Here is a 25,855-nt window from a genome sequence, read left to right as displayed (position 1 = left end):
CGGCGCACCCTCCACCGCGTCACCAGCGCCGCCGAGCCAGCAGGGAGCGACACCGACCGTGGACACATCCGTCGAGCAGATCGTCGAGGCGCTGCGCGAGTCATTGCTCGAGAACGAGCGGCTGCGCCGACGCCACGCCGAGGTCACCGAGGCGGCACAGGAGCCCATCGCGATCGTCGCCATGAGCTGCCGCTACCCCGGCGGCGTCACCAGCCCCGAGCACCTGTGGCGGCTCGTCGACACCGGCACGGACGCCGTGGGCGACTTCCCCGCCGACCGCGGCTGGGACGTCGAGGGCATCTACGACCCCGACCCAGACGCCCCCGGCCGCACCCACGTGCGCGAGGGCGGATTCCTCTACGACGCGGCCGGGTTCGACCCCGGCTTCTTCGGCATCAGCCCCCGCGAAGCCCTCGCCATGGACCCGCAGCAGCGGCTGCTGCTGGAGACCGCCTGGGAGGCCTTCGAACGCGCCGGCATCGACCCGCACACCCTGCGCGGCAGCCGCACCGGCATCTACGCCGGCGTCATGTACCACGACTACGGCAGCTGGCTCACCGAGGTGCCGGAGGGCGTCGAGGGCTACCTCGGCAACGGCAACCTCGGCAGCGTCGCCTCCGGGCGCGTCTCCTACACCCTCGGCCTGGAGGGGCCCGCCGTCACCGTCGACACCGCCTGCTCCTCCTCGCTGGTCGCCCTCCACCTCGCCGTGCAGGCGCTGCGCACCGGCGAATGCGCCCTCGCCCTCGCCGGCGGTGTGACGGTGATGTCCACACCGGACACCTTCATCGACTTCTCCCGGCAGCGGGGCCTCGCCCTCGACGGCCGCTGCAAGTCCTTCGCGGAGGGCGCCGACGGCACCGGCTGGGGCGAGGGCGCCGGCCTGCTCCTGCTGGAACGCCTCGGCGACGCCCGCCGCAACGGCCACCGCGTGCTGGCCGTGGTGCGCGGCAGCGCCGTCAACCAGGACGGCGCCTCCAACGGACTGACCGCCCCCAACGGCCCCTCCCAGCAGCGCGTCATCCGCGCCGCCCTCGCCGACGCCCGCCTCGAACCCCGCCAGGTGCACGCCGTCGAGGCCCACGGCACCGGCACCCCGCTGGGCGACCCGATCGAGGCCCAGGCCCTGCTGGCCACCTACGGCCAGGGCCGCGACGAACCGCTGTGGCTCGGGTCCGTGAAGTCCAACATCGGCCACACCCAGGCCGCCGCGGGCGTCGCCGGCGTCATCAAGATGGTCATGGCGATCCGGCACGGACGGCTGCCCCGGACCCTGCACGCCGAACACCCCACCTCCCAGGTCGACTGGGCGGCCGGTGCCGTCGAACTGCTCCGCGAGGCCCGCGACTGGCCCGCCGACGGCGAACCCCGCCGCGCCGCCGTGTCCTCCTTCGGCATCAGCGGCACCAACGCCCACGTCATCGTCGAGGCCGCCGGCGAGCCCGAGCCCCGGGCCGAGGAGCCCGCCTGGACCGGGCCGCTCCCCCTGGTGCTGTCCGGCACCGGCCGACCGGGCCTCGCCGCCCAGGCCCGCCGCCTGCTGGACCACCTCACCACCGGCGCCGACCCGGTACCGGACGTCGCCCACACCCTCGCCACCCGGCGCGCCGCGCTGACCGAGCGCGCGGTCGTCACCGGCGCCACCCTGCCCGACCTCGTCGCCGGCCTGACCGCGCTCGCCGAGGACACCGCCGCGCCCAACGTGGTCTCCGGCCGGCCGGCCGGGGAGTCCCGCATCGCCTTCGTCTTCCCCGGCCAGGGCTCGCAGTGGGCCGGTATGGCCGCCGACCTGCTCGACACCTCACCCGTGTTCGCGGCCACCATGGCGGACTGCGCCGCCGCCCTCGCCCCCGTCACCGACTGGGACCTGATCGAGACCGTGCGGGCACGCCGGCCGCTGGAACGCGTGGACGTCGTCCAGCCCGTGCTGTGGGCGATCATGGTGTCGCTCGCCGAGGTGTGGCGCGCCCACGGCGTCCGGCCCGCCGCCGTCATCGGCCACTCCCAGGGCGAGATCGCCGCCGCCTGCGTGGCCGGCGCGCTCACCCTCGCCGACGGAGCCCGCGTCGTGGCCCTGCGCAGCCAGGCCATCGCCCGGGAGCTCTCCGGCCGCGGCGGCATGATGTCGGTGGCGCTGCCCGAGGCCCGGGTGCGCGACCTCGTCGCCCCGTACGACGGGCGGGTCTCGGTGGCCGCCGTCAACGGCGCCTCCTCCGTGGTGCTCTCCGGCGACGCCGACGCCCTCGACGCGCTCCGCGAGACGATCGTCGCCGGCGGCGACCGCGCCAAGCGGCTCCCGGTGGACTACGCCTCGCACAGCGCGCACGTCGAGTCCATCCGGGACCGGCTGCTCACCGACCTGGCGGGCGTCCGGGCCCGTCCCGCCGAGGTGCCGTTCTACTCCACCGTCACCGGCGCCCGGCTCGACACCACCGCCCTCGACGCCGGCTACTGGTACACCAACCTGCGCCAGAGTGTGCTGTTCGAGCCGACCACCCGCACCCTGCTCGACGCCGGGTACGGGGTGTTCGTCGAGTGTGGCCCGCACCCCGTGCTCCTGCACAGCATCGAGGAGACCGCCGACGCGGCGGGCACCGACGTCACCGCACTCGGCTCGCTGCGCCGCGACGACGGCGGCCCCGAGCGGGTACTGGCCGCCCTGGCGGAGGCCTTCGTCGCCGGTGTCCCGGTCGACTGGTCGCCCGTGTTCACGGACATGCCGGTACGCACCGCCGACCTGCCCACCTACGCCTTCCAGCGCGAGCGGTACTGGCTCGGCCGCTCCGTCGGCGCCGCGGACGTCACCGCCGCCGGACTCCGGCCCGCCGGACACCCGCTGCTGGGCGCCGCCGTCCCGGTCGCCGAGGGCGGCACCCTGTTCACCGGCCGGCTCTCCACCGCCACCACCCCCTGGCTGGCCGACCACGCCGTCTCCGGCACCACCCTGCTGCCCGGCACCGCCCTGGTCGAGATGGCGCTCGGCGCCGGTCACGACCTCGGCTGCGAGCACCTCGCCGAACTCACCCTCCAGGCACCGCTGGCCCTGCCCGAACGAGGCGCCGTGCAACTGCAGTTGCGGGTGGCGGCGGCCGACGGATCCGGGCACCGCGCGCTGAGCGTCCACTCCCGCCCCGAGGACGCCGACGACAGCGCCTGGGTCCGGCACGCCACCGGCCTGCTCGCCCCGCGCACCGCCCCGCCCGCCTTCGACCTCACGGACTGGCCGCCCCCGGGCGCCGAACCCGTCCCGGTCGACGACGCCTATGCCCGCCTGGCCGCCCTCGGCTATGACTACGGGCCCGCCTTCCAGGGACTGCGCGCCGTCTGGCGGCGCGGTCAGGAGACCTTCGCCGAGGTCGAACTACCCGTGGAAGAAGGCCACTTCGCCCTGCACCCGGCCCTCTTCGACGCCGCCCTGCACGCCGACGGCCTCACCACCGGAGCCGAGGACACCGCCCGGCTGCCCTTCGCCTGGACCGGCGTCTCGCTGTACGCGGCCGGCGCCGGCGCGCTGCGGGTCCGGCTGCATGGCGACGACACGCTCTCCGTCCAGCTGGCCGACCCCACCGGCGCCCCGGTCGCCGAGGTCGAGGCCCTGGTCTCCCGGCCCGTCGACCCGGCCGCACTGGCCGCGACCGCCCGCACCGAGGACCTGTACCGTCTGGACTGGCCGACCCTGCCCGTGCCCGTGTCCGATGCCGGTTCCGTCTCCGGGTCGCCCGTGCCGGAGCACGCCGTCCTGGACGAACGGGGCCCGGCCGCGCTGGACACCGTGCCCGCCTGGACGGTGCTGCCGGCCGGCGACGCCGCCACCGGCCCCGATTCCACCCGAGCGGCCGACCCGGCCACCGGCACCCACCGCGCGACCGAGCGTGTCCTGACCGCCCTACAGGACTGGCTGGCCGACGAACGCACCCGTGAAACACGGCTGTTGATCCTCACCCGGGGCGCCGTGGCCGTGGGGGAGGAGGACGTCACCGACCTGGCGGGCGCCGCCGTGTGGGGCCTGGTCCGGGCCGCGCAGGGCGAACACCCCGACCGGTTCGTCCTCGTGGACGGCGACGGCGACGGTGACCCCGCCGCCGCGGTGGCCGCCGCCATGGCGAGCGGGGAGCCCCAACTGGCCCTGCGCGAAGGCGGCGTGCGCGTGCCCCGGCTGGCCCGCGCCACCCCCCGAGGGCAAGCGCCGGCCCTCGACCCCGACGGCACCGTGCTGATCACCGGCGGCACCGGTGTGCTCGGCGCCCTCGTCGCCCGGCACCTGGTCGCCGAGCACGGGGTACGCCGCCTGGTGCTGGCCGGGCGCAGCGGCACCGCCGCCGACGACTTCGCCGGCTGCGACGCGGACATCGTCGTGGCCCGCTGCGATGCCGCCGACCGGGGTCAACTGGCCGCCCTGCTCGCCGAGGTGCCGGCCGCCCACCCGCTGACCGCGGTGATCCACCTCGCCGGCGTGCTCGACGACGGACTCCTGACCGACCAGACGCCCGCCCGCCTGGACGCCGTACTGCGTCCCAAGGCCGACGCCGCCTGGCATCTGCACGAGCTGACGCGCGACCTCGGCCTCGCCGCGTTCGTGCTGTTCTCCTCCGCCGCCGGCACGGTCGACGGCGCCGGCCAGTCCGGCTACGCCGCCGCCAACGCCTTCCTCGACGCGCTGGCCGCCCACCGCCGGCACCACGGCCTGCCCGCCCACTCCCTCGCCTGGGGCTTCTGGGAGCAGCGCACCGGACTGACCGCCCACCTCACCGACGCCGACGTGCACCGGATGGCGCGCGCGGGCGTCCGCCCCCTGGCCACCGAGGACGGCCTGCGCCTGCTCGACGCCGCCCTCGCCGCCGACGAGCCGCTGCTCCTCCCGGTCGGCCTGGACCTGGCCGTCCTGCGCCGCGCCGGCGACGTCCCGGCCCCGCTGCGCGCTCTGGTGCCCGCCCGCACCCGCCGTACGGCGGCCTCGCGCACGGACTCCGGCACGCTCACCGACCGGCTGGCCGCCCTCGGCCCCGCCGAACGGGACGCGGCGCTCATGGAACTGGTCCGCACCCAGGTGGCCGCCGTACTCGGCCACGGCAGCGAGATGACGCTCGATCCGCGCCGCTCGTTCCGCGAGTCGGGCTTCGACTCGCTGACCGCGGTGGAACTGCGCAACCGCCTCGGCAACGCCGTCGGCCTGCGGCTGCCCGCCACCCTCGTCTTCGACCACCCCGACGCGGGCGCGCTCGTGGCCCACCTGAGGACGGAGCTGTTCGGCACGCGCACCGAGCCCGCCGCCGTGGCCGAGGTGCGGGAGCCGGACGAGCCGATCGCCGTGATCGCCATGGCCTGCCGCTACCCCGGTGGCGTCAGCACGCCGGAGGACCTGTGGCGCCTCCTGGCCGACGGCCGGGACGGCATCGGCGCCTTCCCCGCCGACCGCGGCTGGGACCTGGAGGGCCTGTACGACCCGGAACCGGGCAAGGCCGGCCACTGCAGCACCCGGGCGGGTGGATTCCTCTACGACGCCGCCGACTTCGACCCCGACTTCTTCGGCATCGGACCGCGTGAGGCCCTCGCCATGGACCCGCAGCAGCGGCTGCTGCTGGAGACGTCCTGGGAGGCACTGGAGCGGGCCGGCATCGACCCGCACTCCGTGCGCGGCAGCCGCACCGGCGTGTTCGCCGGCGTCATGTACCACGACTACGGCAGCCGGCTGCACCGCGTCCCCGAGTCGGTCCGCGACTACCTCGGCAACGGCAGCCTGGGCAGCGTCGCCTCCGGCCGGGTCGCCTACGCCCTCGGTCTGGAGGGCCCCACCCTCACCGTGGACACCGCCTGCTCGTCCTCGCTGGTGGCGCTGCACCTGGCCGCGCAGGCGCTCCGGCAGGGCGAGTGCACCCTGGCGCTGGCCGGCGGGGTGTCGGTGATGTCGACCGTCGACACGTTCGTCGACTTCAGCAGGCAGCGCAATCTCGCCGCCGACGGCCACGCCAAGTCCTTCGCCGACGCGGCGGACGGCACGGCCCTTTCCGAGGGCGCCGGCATGCTGGTGCTGGAGCGGTTGAGTGATGCGCGGCGTCTGGGTCATGAGGTGTTGGCGGTGGTGCGGGGTTCGGCGGTCAATCAGGATGGTGCGTCCAATGGTCTGACGGCGCCGAATGGTCCTTCGCAGCAGCGGGTGATCCGGCAGGCGTTGGGGGCGGCGCGGTTGTCGGCGGGGGATGTGGATGTGGTGGAGGGGCATGGGACGGGGACGATGCTGGGGGATCCGATCGAGGCGCAGGCGTTGTTGGCGACGTATGGGCGTGATCGTGCGGCGGGAGCTCCGTTGTGGCTGGGGTCGGTGAAGTCGAATCTGGGGCATACGCAGGCGGCGGCCGGTGTCGCGGGTGTGATCAAGATGGTGATGGCGATGCGGCACGGGGTGTTGCCGCGGACGCTGCATGTGGAGCGGCCGTCGACGAAGGTGGACTGGGGTGAGGGTGCCGTGCGTCTGCTGACCGAGGAGCGGCCGTGGCCGCGGTCGGGGCGTCCGCGCCGGGCGGCCGTCTCCTCGTTCGGGATCAGCGGCACCAACGCGCACACCATCCTCGAGGAGGCGCCCGCCGCGGACCACCTCCCGCACGACACCGAACCCGAGGCACCGACCCCACTGCTGCCCCTCGTGATCTCCGGCGCCACCCCCGAGGCACTGGCGGCCCAGGCCGTACGACTGCGTGCGGTCGCCGACCGGCCGCTGCCCGACCTCGCCCGGTCCCTGGCCACGACCCGCGCCGCCCTGACCCACCGGGCCGCCGTGGTCGCCCGGGACCGGGACGAACTCCTCGCCGCGCTCACCGCGCTGGCCGACGGCTCGGCCGCCGACTCCGTGGTGCGCGGCCGGGCCGGCGGCGGCAGGACCGCCTTCCTCTTCACCGGCCAGGGCGCCCAGCGCCCGGGCATGGGCCGCGCCCTGCACGCCGCCCACCCCGTGTTCCGGCAGGCGCTCGACGACGCCTGCGACGCGCTCGACGCCCATCTCGACCGCCCGCTGCGGGAGGTGATGTGGGCCGAGCCCGGCACCGAGCAGGCCGCCCTGCTCGACCAGACCCAGTACACCCAGAGCGCCCTGTTCGCCGTGGAGAGCGCCCTGTACCGGCTGCTGGAAGCCCACGGCGTCCGCGCGGACTGGCTGGCCGGCCACTCGATCGGCGAACTGACCGCCGCGCACGCCGCCGGAGTCTGGGACCTCACGGACGCCGCCCGGCTGGTCGCCGCGCGCGGCCGGCTGATGCAGACCCTGCCCGCCGGGGGCGCCATGCTCGCCGTCGACGCCACCGAGGACGAGGTCCTCGCCCACCTCGGTCCCGAGGTGTCCGTCGCCGCCGTCAACGGGCCGCGCGCCGTCGTCGTCTCCGGCACCGAGGCCGCCGTGGACGCCGTCGCCGCCGCCTTCTCCGGCCGTCGTACCAAGCGGCTGCGGGTCAGCCACGCCTTCCACTCCCCGCTGATGGAACCGATGCTGGCGGAGTTCGAGAAGACCGCCCGCGAGCTGCGCTACGCCCCGCCCGCCCTCCCCGTCGTCTCCAACCTCACCGGCACGCGGGCCGGCGAGGACGAGCTGTGCGCGCCCGAGTACTGGGTCCGGCACGTCCGCGAGGCCGTCCGCTTCGGCGACGGCATCCGCACACTGGAGGCCGAGGGGGTGCGCACCTTCCTCGAACTCGGCCCCGACGCCGCCCTGTCGGCCATGGGCGCGCACGCCGTCACCGACGCCGAACGGTCGGTGTTCGTCCCCGCGCTGCGCCGAGACCGCGACGAGGAGCGCACGTTCGCCACACTGCTCGGCACCGCCCACGTCCGCGGCGTGCCCGTCGACTGGCGGCGCACGTTCGCCGGCACCGGCGCCCGCCGCACCGACCTGCCCACCTACGCCTTCCAGCGCCGCCGGCTGTGGCTGGACGACGAGCCCGGCGCCGGCGGTGACGCGGCCGGCCTTGGCCAGAGCCCGGCCCGGCACCCGATGCTCGGCGCCGCCCTGGAACTGGCCGGGGACGGCACCACGGCCCTGACCGGCCGCCTCTCCCTGGCCACCCACCCGTGGCTCGCCGACCACGCGGTCGCGGGCGTCGTCCTCGTCCCCGGCAGCGTCTTCGTCGAGCTGGCCGTGCAGGCAGGCGACCGCACAGGACTGCCGCGGGTGGCCGAACTCACCCTGGAACGGCCCCTGGTCCTGCCGCCCGACGGCGCCGTGCACCTCCAGGTCGCCGCCGCGGCCCCCGACGCGGACGGGCACAGGAGACTGACCGTGCACGCGCGCCCGGAGGGCGCGGACGGCGAGTGGTCCCGGCACGCCACCGGTGTCCTCGCCCCGGCCGGCTCGCCGGAACCGGCCGCCGAGACCGCCTGGCCACCCGCGGGAGCCGTCCCCGTGGACGTCAGCGGCACCTACGACCACCTGGCCGCACAGGGCTACCACTACGGCCCGTCGTTCCGCTGCCTGCGCGCCGCCTGGCGCGTCGGCGACGAGGTCTGCGCCGAACTCGCCCTGCCGGAGCCCGACGCGGCCGACGGCTTCGCCCTGCACCCGGCGCTGCTCGACTCCACCCTGCACGCCATCGACCTGCTCGACGGCCAGGACCCCACCGTCATGACCCTGCCCTTCTCCTGGGAGGACGTCACCCTGTACGCCACCGGCGCCACGGCGGCCCGCCTGCGCCTCACCCCGCACGGCACCGACCAGATGACCCTGCGCCTGTACGACGCCGCCGGGGCGCCCCTGGCCGAGGTGACGTCACTGCGCGTCCGCCAGGTCACCGCCGAGCAGCTGAACGCGGCCGACCCCGCCCCCGGCGACCTGTTCCGGCTGCGGTGGACCACCCTCCCGGTCACCGCCGACGGCTCCGCGCCCGCACCCCGCCTGCTCACCGTGACCGTGGACCAGGCCGGCGCCAAGCCGCCGGCGCTGGCCCGCGAGACCGCCGTACGGACCCTCGGCGCGCTGCGGGAGCACCTCGCCCAGGCACCGGACGACGCGCCGCTGGTGGTCCTGACCCGGTCCGCCGTCGCCGTCCACGCCGACGACGCCCCCGACCCGGCGCAGGCCGTGATCTGGGGCATGGTGCGGGCGGCGGAGGTCGAGCACCCCGGCCGGTTCGTGCTCGTCGACAGCGACGGCGACCCCGCGTCGGCCGCCGCCCTGCCCGCCGCCGTCGCCACCGGCACACCCGAACTCGCCCTGCGCGCGGGCACGGTGTTCGCACCGGAACTGGCCGCGACCACCGACGCCGAGCCGGGCCGGACGCCCGCCCTCGACCCCGAGGGCACCGTCCTGGTCACCGGAGGCACCGGCAGCCTCGGCCGCCTGCTGGCCCGGCACCTGGTCACCCGGCACGGCGCACGCAGGCTGCTGCTGGCCGGGCGCACCGGGCGGCTGTCCGATCCGGACGCCCTGGACGAACTGTCCGCACTGGGCGCGACGGTGACCGTGGCCGCCTGCGACGTCACCGACCGGGCAGCGCTCGCCGCCCTGCTGGCGTCCGTGCCCCGGGAGCACCCGCTGACCGCCGTGGTGCACGCCGCCGGTGTCCTGGACGACGGGCTGCTCACCGACCTCACTCCCGGCCGGATCGAATCGGTGATGCGTCCGAAGGCCGACGCCGCCTGGCATCTGCACGAGCTGACGCGTGACCTCGACCTCGCCGCGTTCGTCCTGTTCTCCTCCGCCGCCGGCACCCTGGGAGCGGCGGGACAGGCCAACTACGCCGCCGGCAACGCCTTCCTGGACGCCCTGGCCGCCCGGCGCCGCACCGAGGGGCTGCCCGCGCTCTCGCTCGGCTGGGGCCTGTGGGACACGGGGGAGGGCATGGCGGCCGGCCTCGGCGAGAGCGAACTGCGCCGGCTGGCCCGCGACGGCATCCTGCCGTTGCCCGCCGAGCGGGCCCTGGCCCTGTTCGACCGGGCACTGGCCGCCACCGAGGCGACGGCCGACCGGGCCCTGCTCCTGCCGGTCCGGGTCCAGGTCACCGCGGACGCCCCCGCGCTGGTGCGGGGCCTGGCTCCGACGGCCGTGCGCCGGGCGGCGCCCGCGGCCACCGAGGCCTCCACGCCTGCGGAGCCGCTGTCGCGGCGACTGGCCGGCCTGGGTGCCGTCGACGCCCTCGGCCTGCTGGTGGAGACGGTGTGCGGCCACGTCGCCGACGTCCTCGGCCACGGTTCCGCCGACGCCGTCGACCCACAGCGCCCGCTGGGCGACCTGGGCGTGGACTCGCTCGCCGCCCTTGAGTTGCGCAACCGGCTCGGCGCCGACACCGGCCTTCGGCTGTCCACCACCCTCACCTTCGACTACCCCACCGCCGACGCCCTGGCCCGGCACCTCCACGAGGAACTCGGCGGCGACACCTCCGGCGGGCTCGCCGACGTCGAGGCCGAGGTGGCGCGCCTGGAGGAGGTGCTGGCCACCGTGGCGGAACCGGCCGCCCTGGACGAGGAGCGGCGGGCCCGGGTGGCCGCCCGGCTGCGCACCCTCAGCGCCCGATGGGACGGTACGCAGGCCTGGCAGGAGAACGGCACCGGGCACACCGGCGGAACGGGGCTGGAGACGGCCACGGCCGACGAGCTGTTCGAGATCCTGGACGACGAACTCGGCACCCTCGGCTGACCCACCCACCCGCCACGTCCGGCGGGCCCGGGGCGCCTGTCGGACGCCCCGGGCCCGGGCCGCGCACATCCGACCCGGCGCCGCGCCCCGGCTGTGGCACCGGGGGCCGGCGAAGTGTCCGGATCGCTCAGCCCGCGGACGAGTGGGTGCTCGCCCAGCGGTCGGACAGCTTCGGGATGCGGTGCTCCAGCATCTTCGACGGCAGCTCGGACCGGCTGGCCACGTTCAACTTGCGGTAGACCCGGGTGAGATGCTGCTCCACCGTGCTGATCGTCACGTGCAGCCGGGTGCTGATCTCCCGGTTGGTGTACCCGAGCGCGGCCAGCCCGGCGACCCGGCACTCCGCGTCGCTCAGCAGGGCGGGGCCGTCCTCGGAGGCGGCACTCTCCGCCGCCCGTGCCGGGTCGTCCAGCAGGTGCGCGTCGACGGGGGACTCGATCCGGCAGGCCTCGGCCTCCCGCGCCGCCTGGCGCGCCACCAGCCGGGCACGGGCGTACTCGCCCAGTTCGTAGTGCGCGGCGGACAGATCGGCGTACGCCTGGGCCAGCGCGTACCGGTCGCCGCACGCCTTGAGCAGGTCGATCGACTCACGCAGCAGCGAGGCCCGGCGGTGCGGCTTGCAGGTCGCGGCCAGCAGCCGCAGCGCCATGGCCCGGGCCCGGGAACTGTGGCCGCCGGGCAGCCGCAGCTGCTCCTCGGCCCACTCCCGGGCCGTGCGCGCCTTGCCGATCCGCAGGTTGGCCAGGGCCAGGTCCGACCGCCAGGGAATGCCCTTCTGGAGGCTGGGGTTGCCCTCCCGCAGCAGCCGCCCGCAGGTCTCGAAGTCGCCCAGCGCGGCGAAGGGCCGGTCGGTGGCGAGGAAGTGGTGGCCGCGGGCGCGCAGGTACTGGATGCCGAACACGGTCCGGAACATCGGCTCGCGCACATCGCGCTTGAGCAGTTCCTCGGCCTCGGCGTAGGCACCCATGGCGGTGTACGCGGAGATCGCCGTCGACAGCGGCAGGCCGATGAGCACCCCCCAGCTCTCGGCGCGCAGGGTGCCGAGCGCGTCCAGCGCGCCCCGCGACGCCGTGGTCACGTCCCCCTGGAGCAGGGCGATCTCCGCCCGGATGGCGCCGAGGAGGGCCTGCCAGGTCGTCGCCCGGCGTTCCGCCGCGCACTCCAGCAGTACGTCACAGGCCTCGGCGGCGATCGCCGGCCGGTCGGCGTGAGCGATCGCCAGCAGTGACATCGCGACCAACTCGAGGTTCAGATGGTCCAGTTGGTGTCCCTGGAGGGCCTGGGCGACGGCCGCGGCGGACTCGTCGGTCGCCTCACCGCCGACCAGCGCCGCAACGCGGGCGGCCAGTCCGCCGGTGTCCGCGTGCACATGGCGGCGGCGCGGGTCGGGGCCGGCGAGCGGGCCCGGCTTGCCGGCGAGCGCCACTCCGTAGAACCACTGCCGGACGAACTCCACCTCGGCGATGATCTGGGCGTCGGCCGGCGACTGGGCGCGCACGAGGCTGGCCACGGCCCGGGCGGCCAGCTCGGTGTCGCCCTGCCACAGCATGTACCGCAGGACGGTGGCGGTGTCCCTCATTCCCAGTTCCCCCGCCAGCGCGGCCTCGCGCAGCGGCTCCAGGTGGGGGCCGGCCGCCGCCGGGTTGGTGCGCCACTCGGCGCGGGCGAGGGCCACCGACAGGGCGTGGCGTTCGCCTTCGTCGGCGCAGTCGCGCAGGATCATGCCGAGATAGCCGGTGCAGCGTTCCACGTCGTCGTCGGCCAGCGCCTGTTCCGCGGCGGCGCGCAGGACGGGCGCGCCCCATCCCGCCGGGACGAGGTCCGCGAGCCGCAGGTGGCGGGCCACTTCGACGGCCGGGGCGCCGGAACGATACAGCATGTGCGCGATCCGGCCGTGCAGCCCCGTGCGCACCTCGGGATCCATGTCCTCCAGGACCGCCGCGGCCGCGGTCGGGTGCCGGAAGGCGCGGCCGCTCAGCAGCCCGGAGGAGTTGAGGACGTCCACGGCTTCCTGGGTGCCGGCCGGGGTGGTGTCGGCCAGTTCGGCGACGGGCACGGCCTCGGCCAGGGGGCCGAGCGCGGCCAGTGCCCGGGCCACCCGGACGTGGCCCTCCTCGCCGCGGTGCAGCAGCGACAGCACCGCCTGCCGGTAGGCGGCGCCCGCGACGGGCCGGCCGAGCTCGGGTGTCAGACGCGCGCTGTCGTCCAGCAGGGCGTGCAGCAGAAAGGGGCTGCCGGCGGTGGCCCGGTGGTAGGCGCCTCGGACATGGGCCGGCAGTGCCCGTCCGGCCTGGGCGGCCAGGAGTTCACCGACGCTCGCCTCCGACAGCGGAGTCAGGCGTACCCGCCGGTGGGGGAGGCGCAGGAGTTCCGCGTGCGCGGGTGAGCGCATCTCGCCGAAGTGCCCGGAGGTCGTGCACACCACCAGCACCCGCCGCGACCGGCTGCGGCGCAGCAGGTGGACGATCGTGTGCAGGGAGGACCGGTCCATGGCGTGCGCGTCGTCCACCGCTATCACCAGCGGACGGTCGTCTCGGGCCAGGTGCAGCAGCGACTCGGCCGTCTCCTGTGTGTCGCGTGCGTGCACGTCCTCCCGGCCGGGGCCCGCGGGGTCGCGCTCGTTCGCCCGCGGGCACGGGCCCTGTGGGGCGGAATATGACACGGTGCATTCCGCTTCCGCATTGCGTACTAATTGGCTCACGAGACTCGTCGACGGGCCTGGTTCGGGTCCGACCGTACCGGTGAGTATCCGGGCATCGGCACTGTGCAGCGTGCCCAGGAATTCATGCACCAGCTGGGTCTTGCCGGATCCCGGGCCGCCCGTGATGATCACGAGCCGGCCATGCCCCCGTGCGCTGTCGGAGAACGCCTCACCCAGGGCCTGAAGTTCTCTCGAACGACCGAAAAGATGCATCGTGGGTCCCCCCTTGAATCTTTTTCCGAATGAAGTCAAGCCCCGTTTTACAGGTCACGAGGCGACGTCGTACGGCGGTGCCAATGAGAGTTTGTGAGGGTGCCGGCACTCACGCAAAGGCGGCGCGCCGGACTCTAGGGTTCCTCGCGAACCATGCTCGAACGACGGGAAAGCAGGGCTGGTCAGGCCAGCCTCCTCGGTCCGGGCGCGCTCGCGCCCCTACCTGCACTGCGAGCAGGGCATGGCATTCCGTGGTCCCCTGATTGTCGCGTACCGCGGACGGACTTCAATGCTGCGTCGCATCGATATTCCGAGTGTTACCGCTGGTACAACCGCGAGGGTGCTCATCACTCATGCATCGAATCATTTCAGCCATTTTGTGGCCGGATACAATAAGAATAGGTGCGCATAGCACGCGAAAAGGCTAGCTGTCTAGGCCAACGTTGTCAACTGTCACCTGTGGCTCCTCTCGCCTACTGTCCGCCCACTCCATCGAGACGTCCTTTCACGGTCCTTTGATTTACCGGCTGGTTAAAGAAAGGGACCGGGCGGGACCAACCGTGACATCGGTCACGGGAAAGGGCTTCCGGTGCCCGTTCGGGCAACGCGCCCCCCGCCAAGGGCGCCTCGCCGCGCGAGGCCGGTGCTCCGACGGCCCTGCGATGCAGGGCATTTCGGGCCCCGGACAGGCCGAAGGCCGGGCAGCCCCTGCTGTGGGAATGCCCGGCCTTCGTGGCGCCGGTGCCCGATGGGTGGGTCCGGGGCTCAGTGTCCGGCGGACCCCTCGGGGCGGGCGTGGCGGGGCAGGAGGAACGCGAGGAGGAACGTCAGGGCGAGCAGGCCGACCACGATCCACAGCACCGTCTGCATGACGGAGCCGAAACCGCTGCGGAACGCCGACGTCGCGGTGGTCCGCAGTGCGCCGGATATCGGGGCGGCGTCCCTGGGTGAGGAGGCGACGGCGGACCGTGTGTCCTTCTCCAGGCGGGCGCAGGACGCCGGGGTCGCGGCGGGGTCCTTGGCGACGGCACGGTCCGAGGCGCAGGTGCGCAGGTCCGCGATGACGCGGTCCCGAGCGGCCGGCGCGACGTGCGCGGCGGTCAGCCGATCGCGCAGGGCGCCCGAGTGGTGGTCGACGGCGCCGGCGATCCCGCCGCCCAGCAGACCGAAGAACACGGTGCCGAGGATGGCCACGCCGAAGGCGCCGCCGAGCTGCTGCACCGCGGTCATCGTGCCGGACGCCGAGCCCGTCTCGTGCGGCTCCACGCTGGCGAGCACGATGTCGAAGAAGGGCGCCATGAGCAGGCCCATCCCGATGCCGGTGACGAGCAGCGAAGGCAGCAGCTGCCACGGTCCGACGCCGTCGCCCACCGCGTCGAGGGTCAGCCACACGCCGAACACGCCGAGCGCCATGACCAGTGCGCCCGCCTGCAGCACGGCCCGTCCGAACCGGGTGACACCCTGCGCGATCCCGAAGCCGACGATCATGCCGCCGGACCACGGCACCATCACCAGGCCCGCCTTGAGCGGCGAATAGCCGAGTCCTATCTGGGTGTACAGGTTGAAGACCAGCATGAAGCCCTGCATGGTCGAGAAGAACACCAGCCCGAGGGTCATGCCGCCGCTGAACCCGCGCTTGCGGAAGAGGCTCGGGACGACCAGCGGGTCCTGGCCGGCCTTGCTGCGGCGCGCCTCGTATCCGCCGAAGACGACGAAGACGACGACCGACGCGGCCATCATCGCGAACGTCCACACCGGCCAGTCGTACTCACGGCCCTGGACCAGCGGGAAGATGATTAGCAGCGCGGCCAGCGAGACCAGGAACATGCCCGGGATGTCCAGACGCGGCCTGCTGCCGGACCGGCCCCTCGGCAGGTAGCGCAGGGCGCCGACGAAGGCCGCGGCACCCAGCGGCAGATTGATCAGGAAGATCATCCGCCAGCCGGTGCCGAAGTAGTCGGCGTCCACGAGCCAGCCCGCCAGGATCGGCCCGCACACCGCGGACAGTCCCATCACGGGCCCGAACATGCCGAAGGCCTTCTGCGACTCCTTCGGCGGGAACATCTCCTTGATCATGCCGAGGCCCTGCGGCAGCATCACCGCGCCGAACAGGCCCTGGACGACGCGCGCGGCGATCAGCATCTCGGGGGAGACGGATATCGCGCACAGCAGCGAACCGGCGGTGAAGCCGGCGGCTCCCACCAGGAACATCCGTCGGCGGCCGTGGATGTCCCCGAGCCGCCCGCCGGTCACCAGCCCGATGGCCATCGAGAGGGTGTACGCGGCGGCGAGCCACTGCAGGGTGGAGGCGCCGCCGCCGAGGTCGGCCCGCATGGAGGGGCCGGCGATGTTCGTGACGACGGCGTCGAGGAGATCCATCACCTCGGCCGCCAGGATCACGAAGAGCGCGGCCCAGCGCCACCGGTAGGGCGCTGGGGAAGCGGTGGGCGTCTCGCTGGACGCGACACCGGTGGTGGACATCGGGGACTCCTCGCGGCAGGGCCGCGCCGCGGTGATGCCCGTCGGCACGGTGGGTGGTCGTGGTTGTCTCCGTCCTGGCGGAGAACGGCGTTCACCGTAACAGAACAACGCTCACCAAGAGAACGGCGTTCATCAAGATATAGCGCAAACTCGGCGCATGGACAAGATATATCTTGAGTCCGGATGACGGCCCAGGCCAGGTGCCCTGCTCGCCGGAGGAGAACACTGTTCTCCCGATGCCTAGACTGTTCCCATGACCGACGCCGCCGCCGACACCCCCACGCCCCCTCCGCCCTCCCCCTGGGATCGCGAGCGCCCCGCCCGGCCCCGGACCGGCCCCGCCCGCGCACCGCTCTCGCGCGAACGGGTGGTGGAAGCCGCCTTCGCCGTGCTCGACCGCGAGGGACTGGACGGGCTGTCGATGCGGCGGGTGGCGGCGGAACTGGGTGTCGCGGTCTCCGCCCTCTACGCCCACGTCAGCTCCAAGGACGATCTCCTGGAGCTGATGTACGCCCGGCTCTTCGACGGCTTCGAGATCCCCGAACCCGACCCGGAGCGCTGGCAGGAGCAGCTTCGGGACTACGCCCGCTCCGGACGACAGCGCCTGCTCTCCCACCGGGACATGGCCAGGATCGCCATGGCCCACGCCCCCTTCACCGCCGAACTCCTCCCGCACGTCGAGGCGTTGCTCGCCCTCTTCCGCACCGCCGGCCTGCCGGACCGGATCGCGGCGGAGGCCGGTGACCTCATCGCCACCTACATCGACGGCTTCGTCCTGGAGGAGGGCATATGGCGGGACCGGGCCGCGCGCCAGGACGACGCCTCCTCCCCGGGCCGCCCCGACTGGCGCGAGATGGCCGGCGAGATGCAGAACTACTTCGCGTCCCTGCCCGAGGGCGACTTCCCCCATCTGCGCGCCCTAGCCGGGCTGATGGTGTCGGACTCCTCCGACGAGAGATTCGACGTCGGCCTGGAGATCATCCTGCGCGGCCTGGCGACCTATCTGCCGTCATAGCGGCGTCCCGAGCGGCAAGTGTCCCGGCCGCCCCGTGGGGCCGGATAGGGTGCGCCGTATGGCGTCCGTACTCGTGGTCGGCTACGACCCGCACGCGATTCCCGGTGTCGACGGGACGTCCCTGCGCGCGGCTCTCGACGCGGAGTTGGGCCGGTTCGGCGACCACGGCATCGACGCGGCCATGGCGCTGGTCGTCTTCGACGAGTCGGCCGAGACCACCCTCGTGGCCGCACTGACAGAGCGCCCTTGGGACGTGGTGGTCGTCGGCGGCGGAATCCGCAAGGCGGAACAGTTGCTGCCGCTCTTCGAGCAGACCGTGAACCTGATCCGGCGCCACGCGCCCCAGGCCGCCATCGCCTTCAACACCAGCGGCGGCGACAGCGTCGAGGCGGCCACGCGCTGGCTCTGACGTCCACACCGGGGTCACAGGCCGCCCGGGATCGCTGTCCGCGGGGGATCACGGTGGCGGCCCGGGTCGGGACCGGGCGGGAGTCGTGTCCGTTCGGGAACGGGTTGGGCCGGGGGGAGTCCGGCTGGGCGGCGGGGTTCGGCGGCGCGCACCTGTGCGGCACCTCCGGGCCTTGGGTGGCCGGCGCGGAGGTGCCGTGGTGCGTGCCCTGGTCAGCGCAGGTCCATCACCGTGCGCAGCTTGCCGCTGGTCTCGGTGCGCTCGAACTCCTCCCGGCGCACGGGCCGCACGGGATCGCTGGCCGCGCGGGGCAAGGTGACGACCGGGATCGGGACCGCCCGGGATCGCTGTCCGCGGGGGATCACGGTGGCGGCCCGGGTCGGGACCGGGCGGGAGCCGTGTCCGTTCGGGAACGGGTTGGCCGGGGAGGAAGTCCGGCTGGGCGGCGGGGTTCGGCGGCGCGCACCTGTGCGGCACCTCCGGGCCTTGGGTGGCCGGCGCGGAGGTGCCGCGGTGTGTGCCCCGGTCAGCGCAGGTCCATCACCGTGCGCAGCTTGCCGCTGGTCTCGGTGCGCTCGAACTCCTCCCGGCGCACGGGCCGCACGGCCAGGCACAGCAGCCCCTCGGCCTCGGCCGCCGCCAGCTCCGTCACCCCGGCGGCGAGTGCCGCCCGCGCGGCATCCGGGTCCGGCGCGTACTCCTCGTCGAGCCGGACGGTCAGCGACTCCCGCCCGGCGCCCGGGGCCACCACCATCTGCACCTCGCCGTGATAGGCGAGCCGCTCCTGCAACGCCCGCACCACACGCCGGTAGTTCACGAAGTACGTGCCGACGCGCACGACGTCCCCGTAGCGGCCCAGTAGCTCCAGGCGGGGGACATGGCTGCCGCACGCGCAGGCGCCCTCCACCGCCCGCCCCAGGTCCCCGATCTCGTAGCGCTCCAGCCGCTGCCCGGACCGCCCACGGGAGGAGAACACCAGCCGTCCCGGTTCGCCCGGTGGCACCGGCCGGTCCTCCAGCGGATCGAGGATCTCCAGCGTGTGCAGGTCGCTGAGCACATGGTGGACCGCACCGTCCGAGGAGGCGCACTGGTAGCCCAGCGGCCCCAGATCGGTACTGCCGTAGGCCGCGGAACGGATCACCTCCACCCCGAACTCCTCGGTCAGGACCGCGCGTTGTTCGGCGGTGAAGTGCTCACCCCCGTAGAACACCTTGCGCACCCCGCCGTAGGCACGCAGCCGGTCCGCCTCGGCGTGGAACAACTGCCACAGGTACGACGGCATCCCGAACAGGGTGTCCGCGCCGTGGGCCACCAACGCCTCGGCGACCACGGCGTGGTCGGGTCCGGCCGCCATCGGGAGCTGGGTGGCGTTCAGCCGCTCCAGGATGGAGAAGAAGCTGATGAAACTGCCGTACATCCCGCCGCAGTAGAACAGGTTGGCCGCCCGGTCGTGGGCCGGGTCGAACCCGGCGGCGAGCAGTCCGTCCGCCGCGGCGCGCATCTGGTTGTCGTAGTCGTCGCAGGTGAACACCGACAACGCGGGCGCGCCCGTGGAACCTCCGCTGCGGAAGTACAGATGCGCGTGGCGGGGGTCGAGGGTGGCGAGCGCGCGCTGTACGCCCTCCTTGCCCAGCAGCGGCCCGTCCGGCGCGGGAGGCTGCACCGGGGGCGCCACCAGATCGTCCAGACAGGCCGTCGTACGGAAGGCCGGGTCGGTCGCGCGTACGTTCACCCGGCGGCTGTAGCGCTGCAACGCGTAGACGCCGTCGTGGGGTTCACCCTCGTAGCTCTCCAGCATGGAGCCGACCGGGGTGACGCGGGTGACGCCCGCGGCGAACACCGCGCGCGACAGCGCGGCCACGTCGGCGCGATCGCCGCCGATCGCCGCGGTCTGCAGATAGCGGCGCATGGGCCGCAGGGTCTCGGTGACCGCGTGCCGGGGCAGCGGCTTCACCCAGACGCTGCGGTGCAGCGGTGAGGCGTCGAGCGCGGGGCGGGTGTCGGCCAGCACCCGCCAGGAGGCGTCCTCGGCGGTGAACACCCTTGTCAGTCCCAGGTGTTGCTCCAGCCGGGCGAGCTGTTGCACGGTGCTGATCTCCGCGCGCTCGGCCGGACCCGGCGACGGTGCCGGCCGGGCGTCCGACACCTTCGCCAGGTGCTCGGCGAACCGTCCGGCGAACGCGAACAGCTCCCGCGGGTCCTCGGTGTCGAGATAGACCACCTGGGGGCTGGAGCACGCCTGTTGCTCCAGCCGGCACACGTCCTCGGCGAGCGCGTCGAGCACGGCGGTGTCCGACGCCGCCCGCCCGGTCAGATAGGCGAAGGAGATCCGGTGGCCCCACTCGACCAGCCGGCAGCCGGGCGGCGCCAGTTCGGCCGCCGCACGCACCGCGTCCTCGCCGCCCCACACCGCGATCGCGTCCGCGGCCCGGCACAGCGCCTCCAGCCACTCGCGGCGCGAGGACGCGAAGGGCAGGACGACGACGCGCTCGGCGATCAGCCCGGACGGGTCGGCCGCCCCGAGAGCGGCGAGCAGACCGACGGCGAGAGCGCCGTCCGAGCCGCCCGGCGCCGAGGCGTCGGCGTCACTGGCGCGCGGGGTGCCGGGGCTGCCCGTCCGAGCGGGGTCGGGGCCGGCCACCGGCGGCGTGCCGGCGCCGCCGGCCGAGGGGGTGTCGGGGCCGGCCACCCGCGGGACATGGGAGCCGCCCGTCCCCGGGGCGTCGGAGCCGCCGTCCGTCCTCGGTGTGCCGGAGCTGCTGGTCTTCAGTACGTTGAGGTTGCCGGCGAGCAGGCCCTCGACGACGCTCAAAGGGGCCACGGCGGCGGCGTTTCCCGGGGCGATGTGGACCAGCAGGCCGACCGGTGCCCAGGCCTCGTACACCGTTTCGCGGCCGTCCGGCCGGGTCAGCCGCTCCGGACGCGGGCCGCCCAGCTCGCGGCGCAGCTTGCGCTCCAGCGCCTCCCGGGAGAGCGCGGTGGCCAGCTCGGCCAGGACGGGCGCGGCGTCGGCGGCGGGCAGGTGTGCGGCCAGGCGGCCGTACAGGGCGGAGGCGGGATCGGCCAGGTCGCGGCTGACGGCGGCGCAGGCGCCGAGGACCACGTCCGTGGGCAGCGGGCGCGCCAGCACCCGGCCGGCCAGCCCGGCCAGCCCGGCCAGTCGGCGGCCCGCCTCGGCGTCCTCGATGAACTCGCCCTGCCACAGGTGCGGTGCGGAGGTGGTCACGACATTCCCTTCATCAGTTCGGCGGCGGCCACCGCGCAGCTGCGGTTGCGGCTCACCCCGGCACGGCCGTGCACGGTGAACCAGTCGGTGGACAGCGGGCAGGGGCACTCGTCGCCCGGGTGCAGCGAGGCGAGGTCGCCCATCACGACGCTGTGCGCCGGTACGGACGTGATGTACGGGCTGACCAGGTGCAGGAACCCGGGCTCGCCGTACGGCAGCGGGCGCAGCGTCCCGGTGTCGCGGACGGCCGCGCGCGACCACACCGGGACGTGCAGCCGGTGGTGGGCGCACTCGACGTACGGGACACAGTGCTCGACCGAGCCGAAGGTGTCGCGGACACGGTCCCCCGGAACACCCAGGCGTTCGGTGACCTCGGCGTAGAACGCGTCCTTGCCGATCTGCCGGTCCGCGTGGCCCTTCCAGCCGCCGCCCAGCACCACCAGCGACCCCTCGGGCAGCCGCAGCGGTGGCAGCCCCATCGCGCGCATCCGCTCCAGGGTGAAGTACAGGAAGGCCGGGAAGCCGAGGATGCGGACGGGGACGTCGTCCCGCGCGTACCGCTGGAGCGCCGCGATGCAGCCGTGCACGTCGAACTCGTGGCCGGTGCCGGTGTGCCGCAGCGCGTGTGTGGTGTGCCGGGCCGGGGCGAAGTCGCACAGGTAGTTGTCGGTGAACGACGTGCCCAGGCGCAGGGAGGGCGCGGGCTCGTAGCTGTACAGCAGGTAGTTCACCGGGCTGTCGGGGGTGATCCAGCCGTAGTGGTCGAAGATGCGGGCCACCATGCGCTGCGCCGAGCGGATCGTCCACTCGTCGAAGAACATCTGCGACTTCTGGCCCGTGGTGCCGGAGGAGGTCAGATGCAGGAAGACCTCGTCGCGGGGGACCGAGAGCACCTCGTGGCGCTTGAAGAAGGCGGCGGGTACCAGCGGGGCGCGGACGCCGTCGCCGACGGTCGGCGCGGGGCACTCGGGCGGGTCCTGGAGCAGGGCGGCGAAGAACGGGGAGCGTGCCGCGTGCCAGGCGTTGGTCTCGGCCATCGCCGCGGCGAACAGGCCGTCCGCCGCGGGGCCTTCGGCATAGGGCTCGGTCAGGTCGCACAGCCGCTGCACATGGCCGAGCGCCGCCGGGTCCGGAACCGTGACGGGAGCGAGATGGGGTTTCATCGGGACACCTCGGGAAGGGGCAGATAGGTGGCCGTCCAGGCGCTCAGGTAGGCGCCGAGGTACGGCTGGAGCAGCGGGCTGACGGCCGCAGAGCGGAAGTCGATCTGACGGCTGGTGCGCGACAGCACCACGTGGTCGTGGAAGCGGTCCCCGTGCCGGTCCTGGTCGGGGCCGGGGACGCGGCGCATCGCCGGATAGAGCGCGCTCGGCACGAAGCCCGAGTCGAGGAAGACCCGCAGGGCCGCGGTGTCGGCCAGCGGCAGCAGCGCCTCGACGTAGTCCGCGCCGGCCCGGGTGACCGTGGCGATCAGTGTCTCCAGGGCGCCCGCGACCGCGGCCGGACGCGGATGGACGGCGACGAGCGCGCAGCTTCCCGCCACCGGGTCGAGGTCGGCGTACGCCTCGAAACGGCCGTCGGCGGCGACCAGCACCGCGTTGGGGGTGTGCAGCGGGAAGAAGCGGGCGTCGGCCTGCGCGAAGACCTCCAGGAAGCGGCGGCGGACGAAGGCCGGTGCCGCGATCAGCTCGATGTGCTCGCCGCCGGCCCTCCTGCCCGCGCGTCCCACGTGGTCCGAGTGGTCCGAGTGGTCCCGGGGCGGGCCGGGCGGACCGGGCGTGTCGCCGTGGTCGACGCTCGCGTAGTCGATGCCTACGCCCCGCCCGGCGGCGGACAGCAGGGCCGACAGCCGTTCGGGTACGTGCGCCACGGGCGCCCGGTGTTCCAGCACGCCGTCGGCGTAGCGGGCAAACAGGGCGAGGGTCTCGCAGCCGTCGACCTCCACGGCGTTCGGCAGCAGGCCGAGCGGCCGGAAGCCGTTGCGTACGACGACGTGCTGCGGACCCTCGGTGACCACGCGGACGGTGGCGTACACCGAGTCGAGTCGGCCGGTGGCGAACGCCTCGTCACAGACCGCCCCGGTCAGCCGGGACGCCAGCCCGCCGCCGCGGTGGCCGGGATGCACGGCGAGCCCGACGAGCTTGCCGATGCGGCTGCCCGGTTCGGTCAGGACGACGGCGGACCCGACCAGCGTGCCGCCGTCGGCGCGGGCGGTGAGCCAGTGCGCGGTGCCGTTTGTGATCAGTTGGCGCATGACCGCCGGGTCGCTGCCGAGCGGCACCGGGTAGCCGTGCCCGTACACCTCGAAGTACAACTGCCGCAGTTCCGCGATGTCCTGGACGCGGGCGGGGCGCAGGACGGCGTTCACCGCGATTCTCCCGCCGGTGTCAGGGGCCGCGTCGGCGCCGCGAGCGGCCGTGGCACGGCCCCGTCGGCCCGGCTGCCGAGCCACCACAGCGCCAGCGCGACCGGCACCAGGCCCGCACCCTGGACCACGCACAGTGTGCGGGCCGTCAGATGGTCGCCCAGCGCCCCGAAGACGAGCGAGGACACGGGGAAGGTGGCCCCCAGCAGTGCCTGCATGACGGCGAAGAACCCCGGCTTGTCGGCGGCGGGCACCAGCCGCTGGAACAGCGCGACGAACCGTACGCCGATCACACCGACACACCAGCCGGCGACGGCCATCGAGCCGAGGGCCGCCGCGTGTCCGGCGAACAGGCCCGGCCCGGCGAGAGCCGCGGCCATCACCGTGAGGCAGGCGCTGCCGACGGCGATCGGACGGCCCGGCAGCCGTCCTCCGGTGAACGACCCGACGAGTGTGCCCGCGCCGAGCGCCGCCTCCAGCGAGGCGACGGTCGAGCCGTCGGCGTGCAGTACCTGCCGGGTGTACAGCGGCATCACGACGTAGACGGCGGTGGTGAAGACGTTGGCGGCGGCGAAGCAGACGAGTACACGGCGGATGAACGGCAGACCGGCCAGCACCTGTCGCAGTGTCCGCGGTGCGGGTGCGGGTATCGGTGCCTGGTCCTGTGTGGTGCCCTCCGTCGCCCCGGCCGCGGTCGTGGGGCCCGGGAAGCGGGCGGAGAAGACCAGCAGGGCGGCGAGGAGGTACGCGCCGGCGCTGACGGCGACGACGCCGCCGAGGGCGCCCGCGTCGACCACGAGCGGTCCGAGCAGGCCCCCGCAGAGCCCGGCGACGGACTGGGTGGACAACTCGAAACCGGTGGCCGACTCGATGTCGGCGTCCTCGACGAGTTCGGGCACCGACGTGGTCAGACACGGGTCGAACACGGCCTGGCAGGCGGCCAGGACGAACCCCACGGCGTAGGCGGCGGCGACGGGCAGCGCCCCGGCGTACGCGGCGCCAGCCGCCGTGGCGGCCACGGCGCCGGCCACGGCTGCCGCGCCCGCCAGCACGGCGCGGTGTGCGTACCGTGCGACGACGCGGGCGACCACGGGGGCGAGCGCCACCGCGGGCAGGGTGCTCACCGCGAGGAACAGTCCGGACGCGAGACCGCGGTGCGCACCGCCCGCGAAGCCGACGAGCCACCAGACCACGCCGACCTGGAACATCCGGCTCGCCGCCTGGGTGAGGAGCTGGCCGGCCCAGACCCGGCCGAAGGACGGATTGCGCAGCACGAGCGGGAGACGCCGGGTGGGCGCGGGTGCCGCGCTCACGAGTGCGGCCGTTCGTCGACGACGCGGACGAGCTTGCCCGAGCGGGAGTTGACCGCGAGGTCCTGGTGGCGTACCCATTCGACGACGAGGGGGTTCACATGCCCGGCGGTGGTCGCCTCGGCGTAGAACGGCCGCTGCGCCAGGAGGCCTTGTACGACGGAGTCCTCCAGGGCGCGGTGCTCCTCGCCCGGTCGGGCGACGGCGAGCCGCAGCACGAGCCCGTCCCGGCCGTCCCGGCGCCGTACGACGAGCTGTACGCCGCTCACCGTGCCGGACCCGTCGGCGCCCGCGACGACTTCGTGCACGTCCTCGGTGTACAGGGAGACGGGGCCGACCCGCACGCCCTCCTCGGCGCGGCCGAGGATGCGGAACACCCCGGCGTCCCGGTCCACCCACTCGGCCCGGTCGCCCGCCGGATAGCGGAGTACCGGCATCAGCCGTCTGCGCAGGTCGGTGACGACCAGCCGCCCGGGCACGCCGGGGTCGCCGACGGGATCGTCGCTCTCGTCGTCGAGGATCTCGACCACGGTGTACGGGGTGAACGCGCGGTGCACGCGCGGGTCACCGCCGGGCACGGCCTCGCCGAGGAGCCCGGCGTCCACACTGGCATACCCCAGGGAGCGCGGTTCCGCGTTCGGGAACGCCGCTTTAAGGAGTGGCAGTTGGTCGCCGAACAGACACTCGCCGCCGAAGAACAGCAGCTCCACGGCGGGCAGCGTCCGGCCTGCCCGGGTGAGGCGCTCGGCGAGTGAGCACAGCGTGGTCGGTGTCCCGGCCACGGCCTGGACCCGGAACTCCTCCAGGGTGGCGGCGGTGGACTCCCAGGGCGTCGCGCCGCCGATGGGCAGGCGGACGTTGGCCACGGGGGAGCGGTGCAGCGAGTCGAGGACGAAGCTGAAGCTGGCGTACAGGTCACCGGCGTAGAACAGGTCCGCCACGCGGTGACCGGGCCGCAGCCCCGCTGCGACGAGTCCCGCGCCGAACGCGGTGGTGAACTCCCGCCATTCCGTGCGGGTGTAGTAGGAGAACTTCGGCGCCCCCGTCGTGCCACCGCTGCGGAACACGACCGCTTCTTCCAAAGGAGCGGTCAACAGCCGGTTGCCACGAGGTGAATTGGCCCGCCAGAAGTCGGCCTGCGGCACGACCGGGAGATCGGTGAGATGGGCCACGTGCTCGGGGAGACGGGCGTACAGCTCACGATAGAAAGGCGAGTGGTGGCGAACGAAGCGTATGAGCTCCGTAAATGATTGAACGGGCATCAATTCCTGCTCGAAGGCGTGGACCGTCGGCAGGCGAACGGCCGACGGGGGCGACGGAGCCGGTCCACTGCGACGTGCGTGAACCGGGTCGCCGAGGATGTGATGAAGGGGCGCGCCCACGGTGAACGGGGCGTCCGGGGCATCAGCGTATCTCACTATTCAGGACGGGGATTGCGCCAACTCGCGAGATGGGCAAGGGGCTTGGTGTCGCCTGCGCCCACGGATGTGCGACGGCGCCTTTCGGTTCCGTCGGATCCG

10 protein-coding genes are annotated in these 25,855 nt (G+C 74.2%); 3 read left to right on the top strand and 7 right to left on the bottom strand.

The window, feature by feature from the left end; genetic code table 11:
• The first annotated feature begins 58 nt into the window (after window positions 1-58).
• On the top strand, window positions 59-10,615 hold the full coding sequence (locus ACIBA9_RS07715) for an SDR family NAD(P)-dependent oxidoreductase (protein ID WP_399360625.1): 10,557 nt from the start codon (window positions 59-61) through the stop codon (window positions 10,613-10,615).
• Between the two features lie 127 nt (window positions 10,616-10,742).
• Here ACIBA9_RS07715 and ACIBA9_RS07710 read toward each other — a convergent pair whose 3' ends face one another.
• Both ACIBA9_RS07710 and ACIBA9_RS07705 read right to left on the bottom strand, forming a co-directional pair.
• Window positions 10,743-13,529: an AAA family ATPase gene (locus ACIBA9_RS07710; protein WP_399360623.1), complete on the bottom strand. Its 2,787-nt coding sequence runs from the start codon at window positions 13,527-13,529 to the stop codon at window positions 10,743-10,745.
• A gap of 765 nt (window positions 13,530-14,294) precedes the next feature.
• Window positions 14,295-16,010, bottom strand: coding sequence for an MFS transporter (locus ACIBA9_RS07705; RefSeq protein ID WP_399360621.1), 1,716 nt, complete (start codon window positions 16,008-16,010; stop codon window positions 14,295-14,297).
• A gap of 253 nt (window positions 16,011-16,263) precedes the next feature.
• On the opposite strand from ACIBA9_RS07705, the gene ACIBA9_RS07700 reads away from it, so the two are divergent.
• The gene (locus tag ACIBA9_RS07700) at window positions 16,264-17,025 is read left to right on the top strand and encodes a TetR/AcrR family transcriptional regulator (RefSeq protein WP_399360619.1); all 762 of its coding nucleotides are present in this window, start codon (window positions 16,264-16,266) and stop codon (window positions 17,023-17,025) included.
• Between the two features lie 58 nt (window positions 17,026-17,083).
• Entirely contained in the window at window positions 17,084-17,434 is a 351-nt protein-coding gene (locus ACIBA9_RS07695; protein WP_399360617.1) for a hypothetical protein, read from the top strand.
• Between the two features lie 526 nt (window positions 17,435-17,960).
• Here the strand turns inward: ACIBA9_RS07695 and ACIBA9_RS07690 are convergent.
• Genes ACIBA9_RS07690 through ACIBA9_RS07670 form a run of 5 tightly spaced genes read right to left on the bottom strand, consistent with a single transcriptional unit; the run spans window position 17,961 to window position 25,597 of the window.
• Entirely contained in the window at window positions 17,961-20,660 is a 2,700-nt protein-coding gene (locus ACIBA9_RS07690) for an acyl-CoA reductase (protein ID WP_399360615.1), read from the bottom strand.
• On the bottom strand, window positions 20,657-21,823 hold the full coding sequence (locus tag ACIBA9_RS07685) for an acyl-protein synthase (RefSeq protein ID WP_362159264.1): 1,167 nt from the start codon (window positions 21,821-21,823) through the stop codon (window positions 20,657-20,659). Before ACIBA9_RS07685 ends, ACIBA9_RS07690 begins: the two co-directional genes overlap by 4 nt.
• The gene (locus ACIBA9_RS07680) at window positions 21,820-23,028 is read right to left on the bottom strand and encodes a GNAT family N-acetyltransferase (RefSeq protein WP_399360613.1); all 1,209 of its coding nucleotides are present in this window, start codon (window positions 23,026-23,028) and stop codon (window positions 21,820-21,822) included. The genes ACIBA9_RS07685 and ACIBA9_RS07680 overlap by 4 nt, the downstream gene beginning before the upstream one ends.
• The gene (locus tag ACIBA9_RS07675) at window positions 23,025-24,338 is read right to left on the bottom strand and encodes an MFS transporter (RefSeq protein ID WP_399360611.1); all 1,314 of its coding nucleotides are present in this window, start codon (window positions 24,336-24,338) and stop codon (window positions 23,025-23,027) included. Before ACIBA9_RS07675 ends, ACIBA9_RS07680 begins: the two co-directional genes overlap by 4 nt.
• A complete protein-coding gene (locus tag ACIBA9_RS07670) occupies window positions 24,335-25,597 on the bottom strand; it encodes a phenylacetate--CoA ligase family protein (RefSeq protein WP_399360609.1) in 1,263 nt (420 codons plus the stop codon). The genes ACIBA9_RS07675 and ACIBA9_RS07670 overlap by 4 nt, the downstream gene beginning before the upstream one ends.
• Window positions 25,598-25,855: the final 258 nt, after the last annotated feature.

The sequence above is a fragment of the Streptomyces sp. NPDC051452 genome, from assembly GCF_044454765.1.
Classification (GTDB): Bacteria; Actinomycetota; Actinomycetes; order Streptomycetales; family Streptomycetaceae; genus Streptomyces.
Note: the sequence above shows the minus strand (reverse complement) of the source record. Positions and strands in the feature narration are given on the sequence as shown.

Excerpts from the sequence above, each read along its gene's own strand:
- ACIBA9_RS07710 (WP_399360623.1), bottom strand. The coding sequence starts at position 13,529 with ATGCATCTTTTCGGTCGTTCGAGAGAACTTCAGGCCCTGGGTGAGGCG.
- ACIBA9_RS07705 (WP_399360621.1), bottom strand. The coding sequence starts at position 16,010 with ATGTCCACCACCGGTGTCGCGTCCAGCGAGACGCCCACCGCTTCCCCA.
- ACIBA9_RS07700 (WP_399360619.1), top strand. The coding sequence starts at position 16,264 with ATGACCGACGCCGCCGCCGACACCCCCACGCCCCCTCCGCCCTCCCCC.
- ACIBA9_RS07695 (WP_399360617.1), top strand. The coding sequence starts at position 17,084 with ATGGCGTCCGTACTCGTGGTCGGCTACGACCCGCACGCGATTCCCGGT.
- ACIBA9_RS07685 (WP_362159264.1), bottom strand. The coding sequence starts at position 21,823 with ATGAAACCCCATCTCGCTCCCGTCACGGTTCCGGACCCGGCGGCGCTC.
- ACIBA9_RS07670 (WP_399360609.1), bottom strand. The coding sequence starts at position 25,597 with ATGCCCGTTCAATCATTTACGGAGCTCATACGCTTCGTTCGCCACCAC.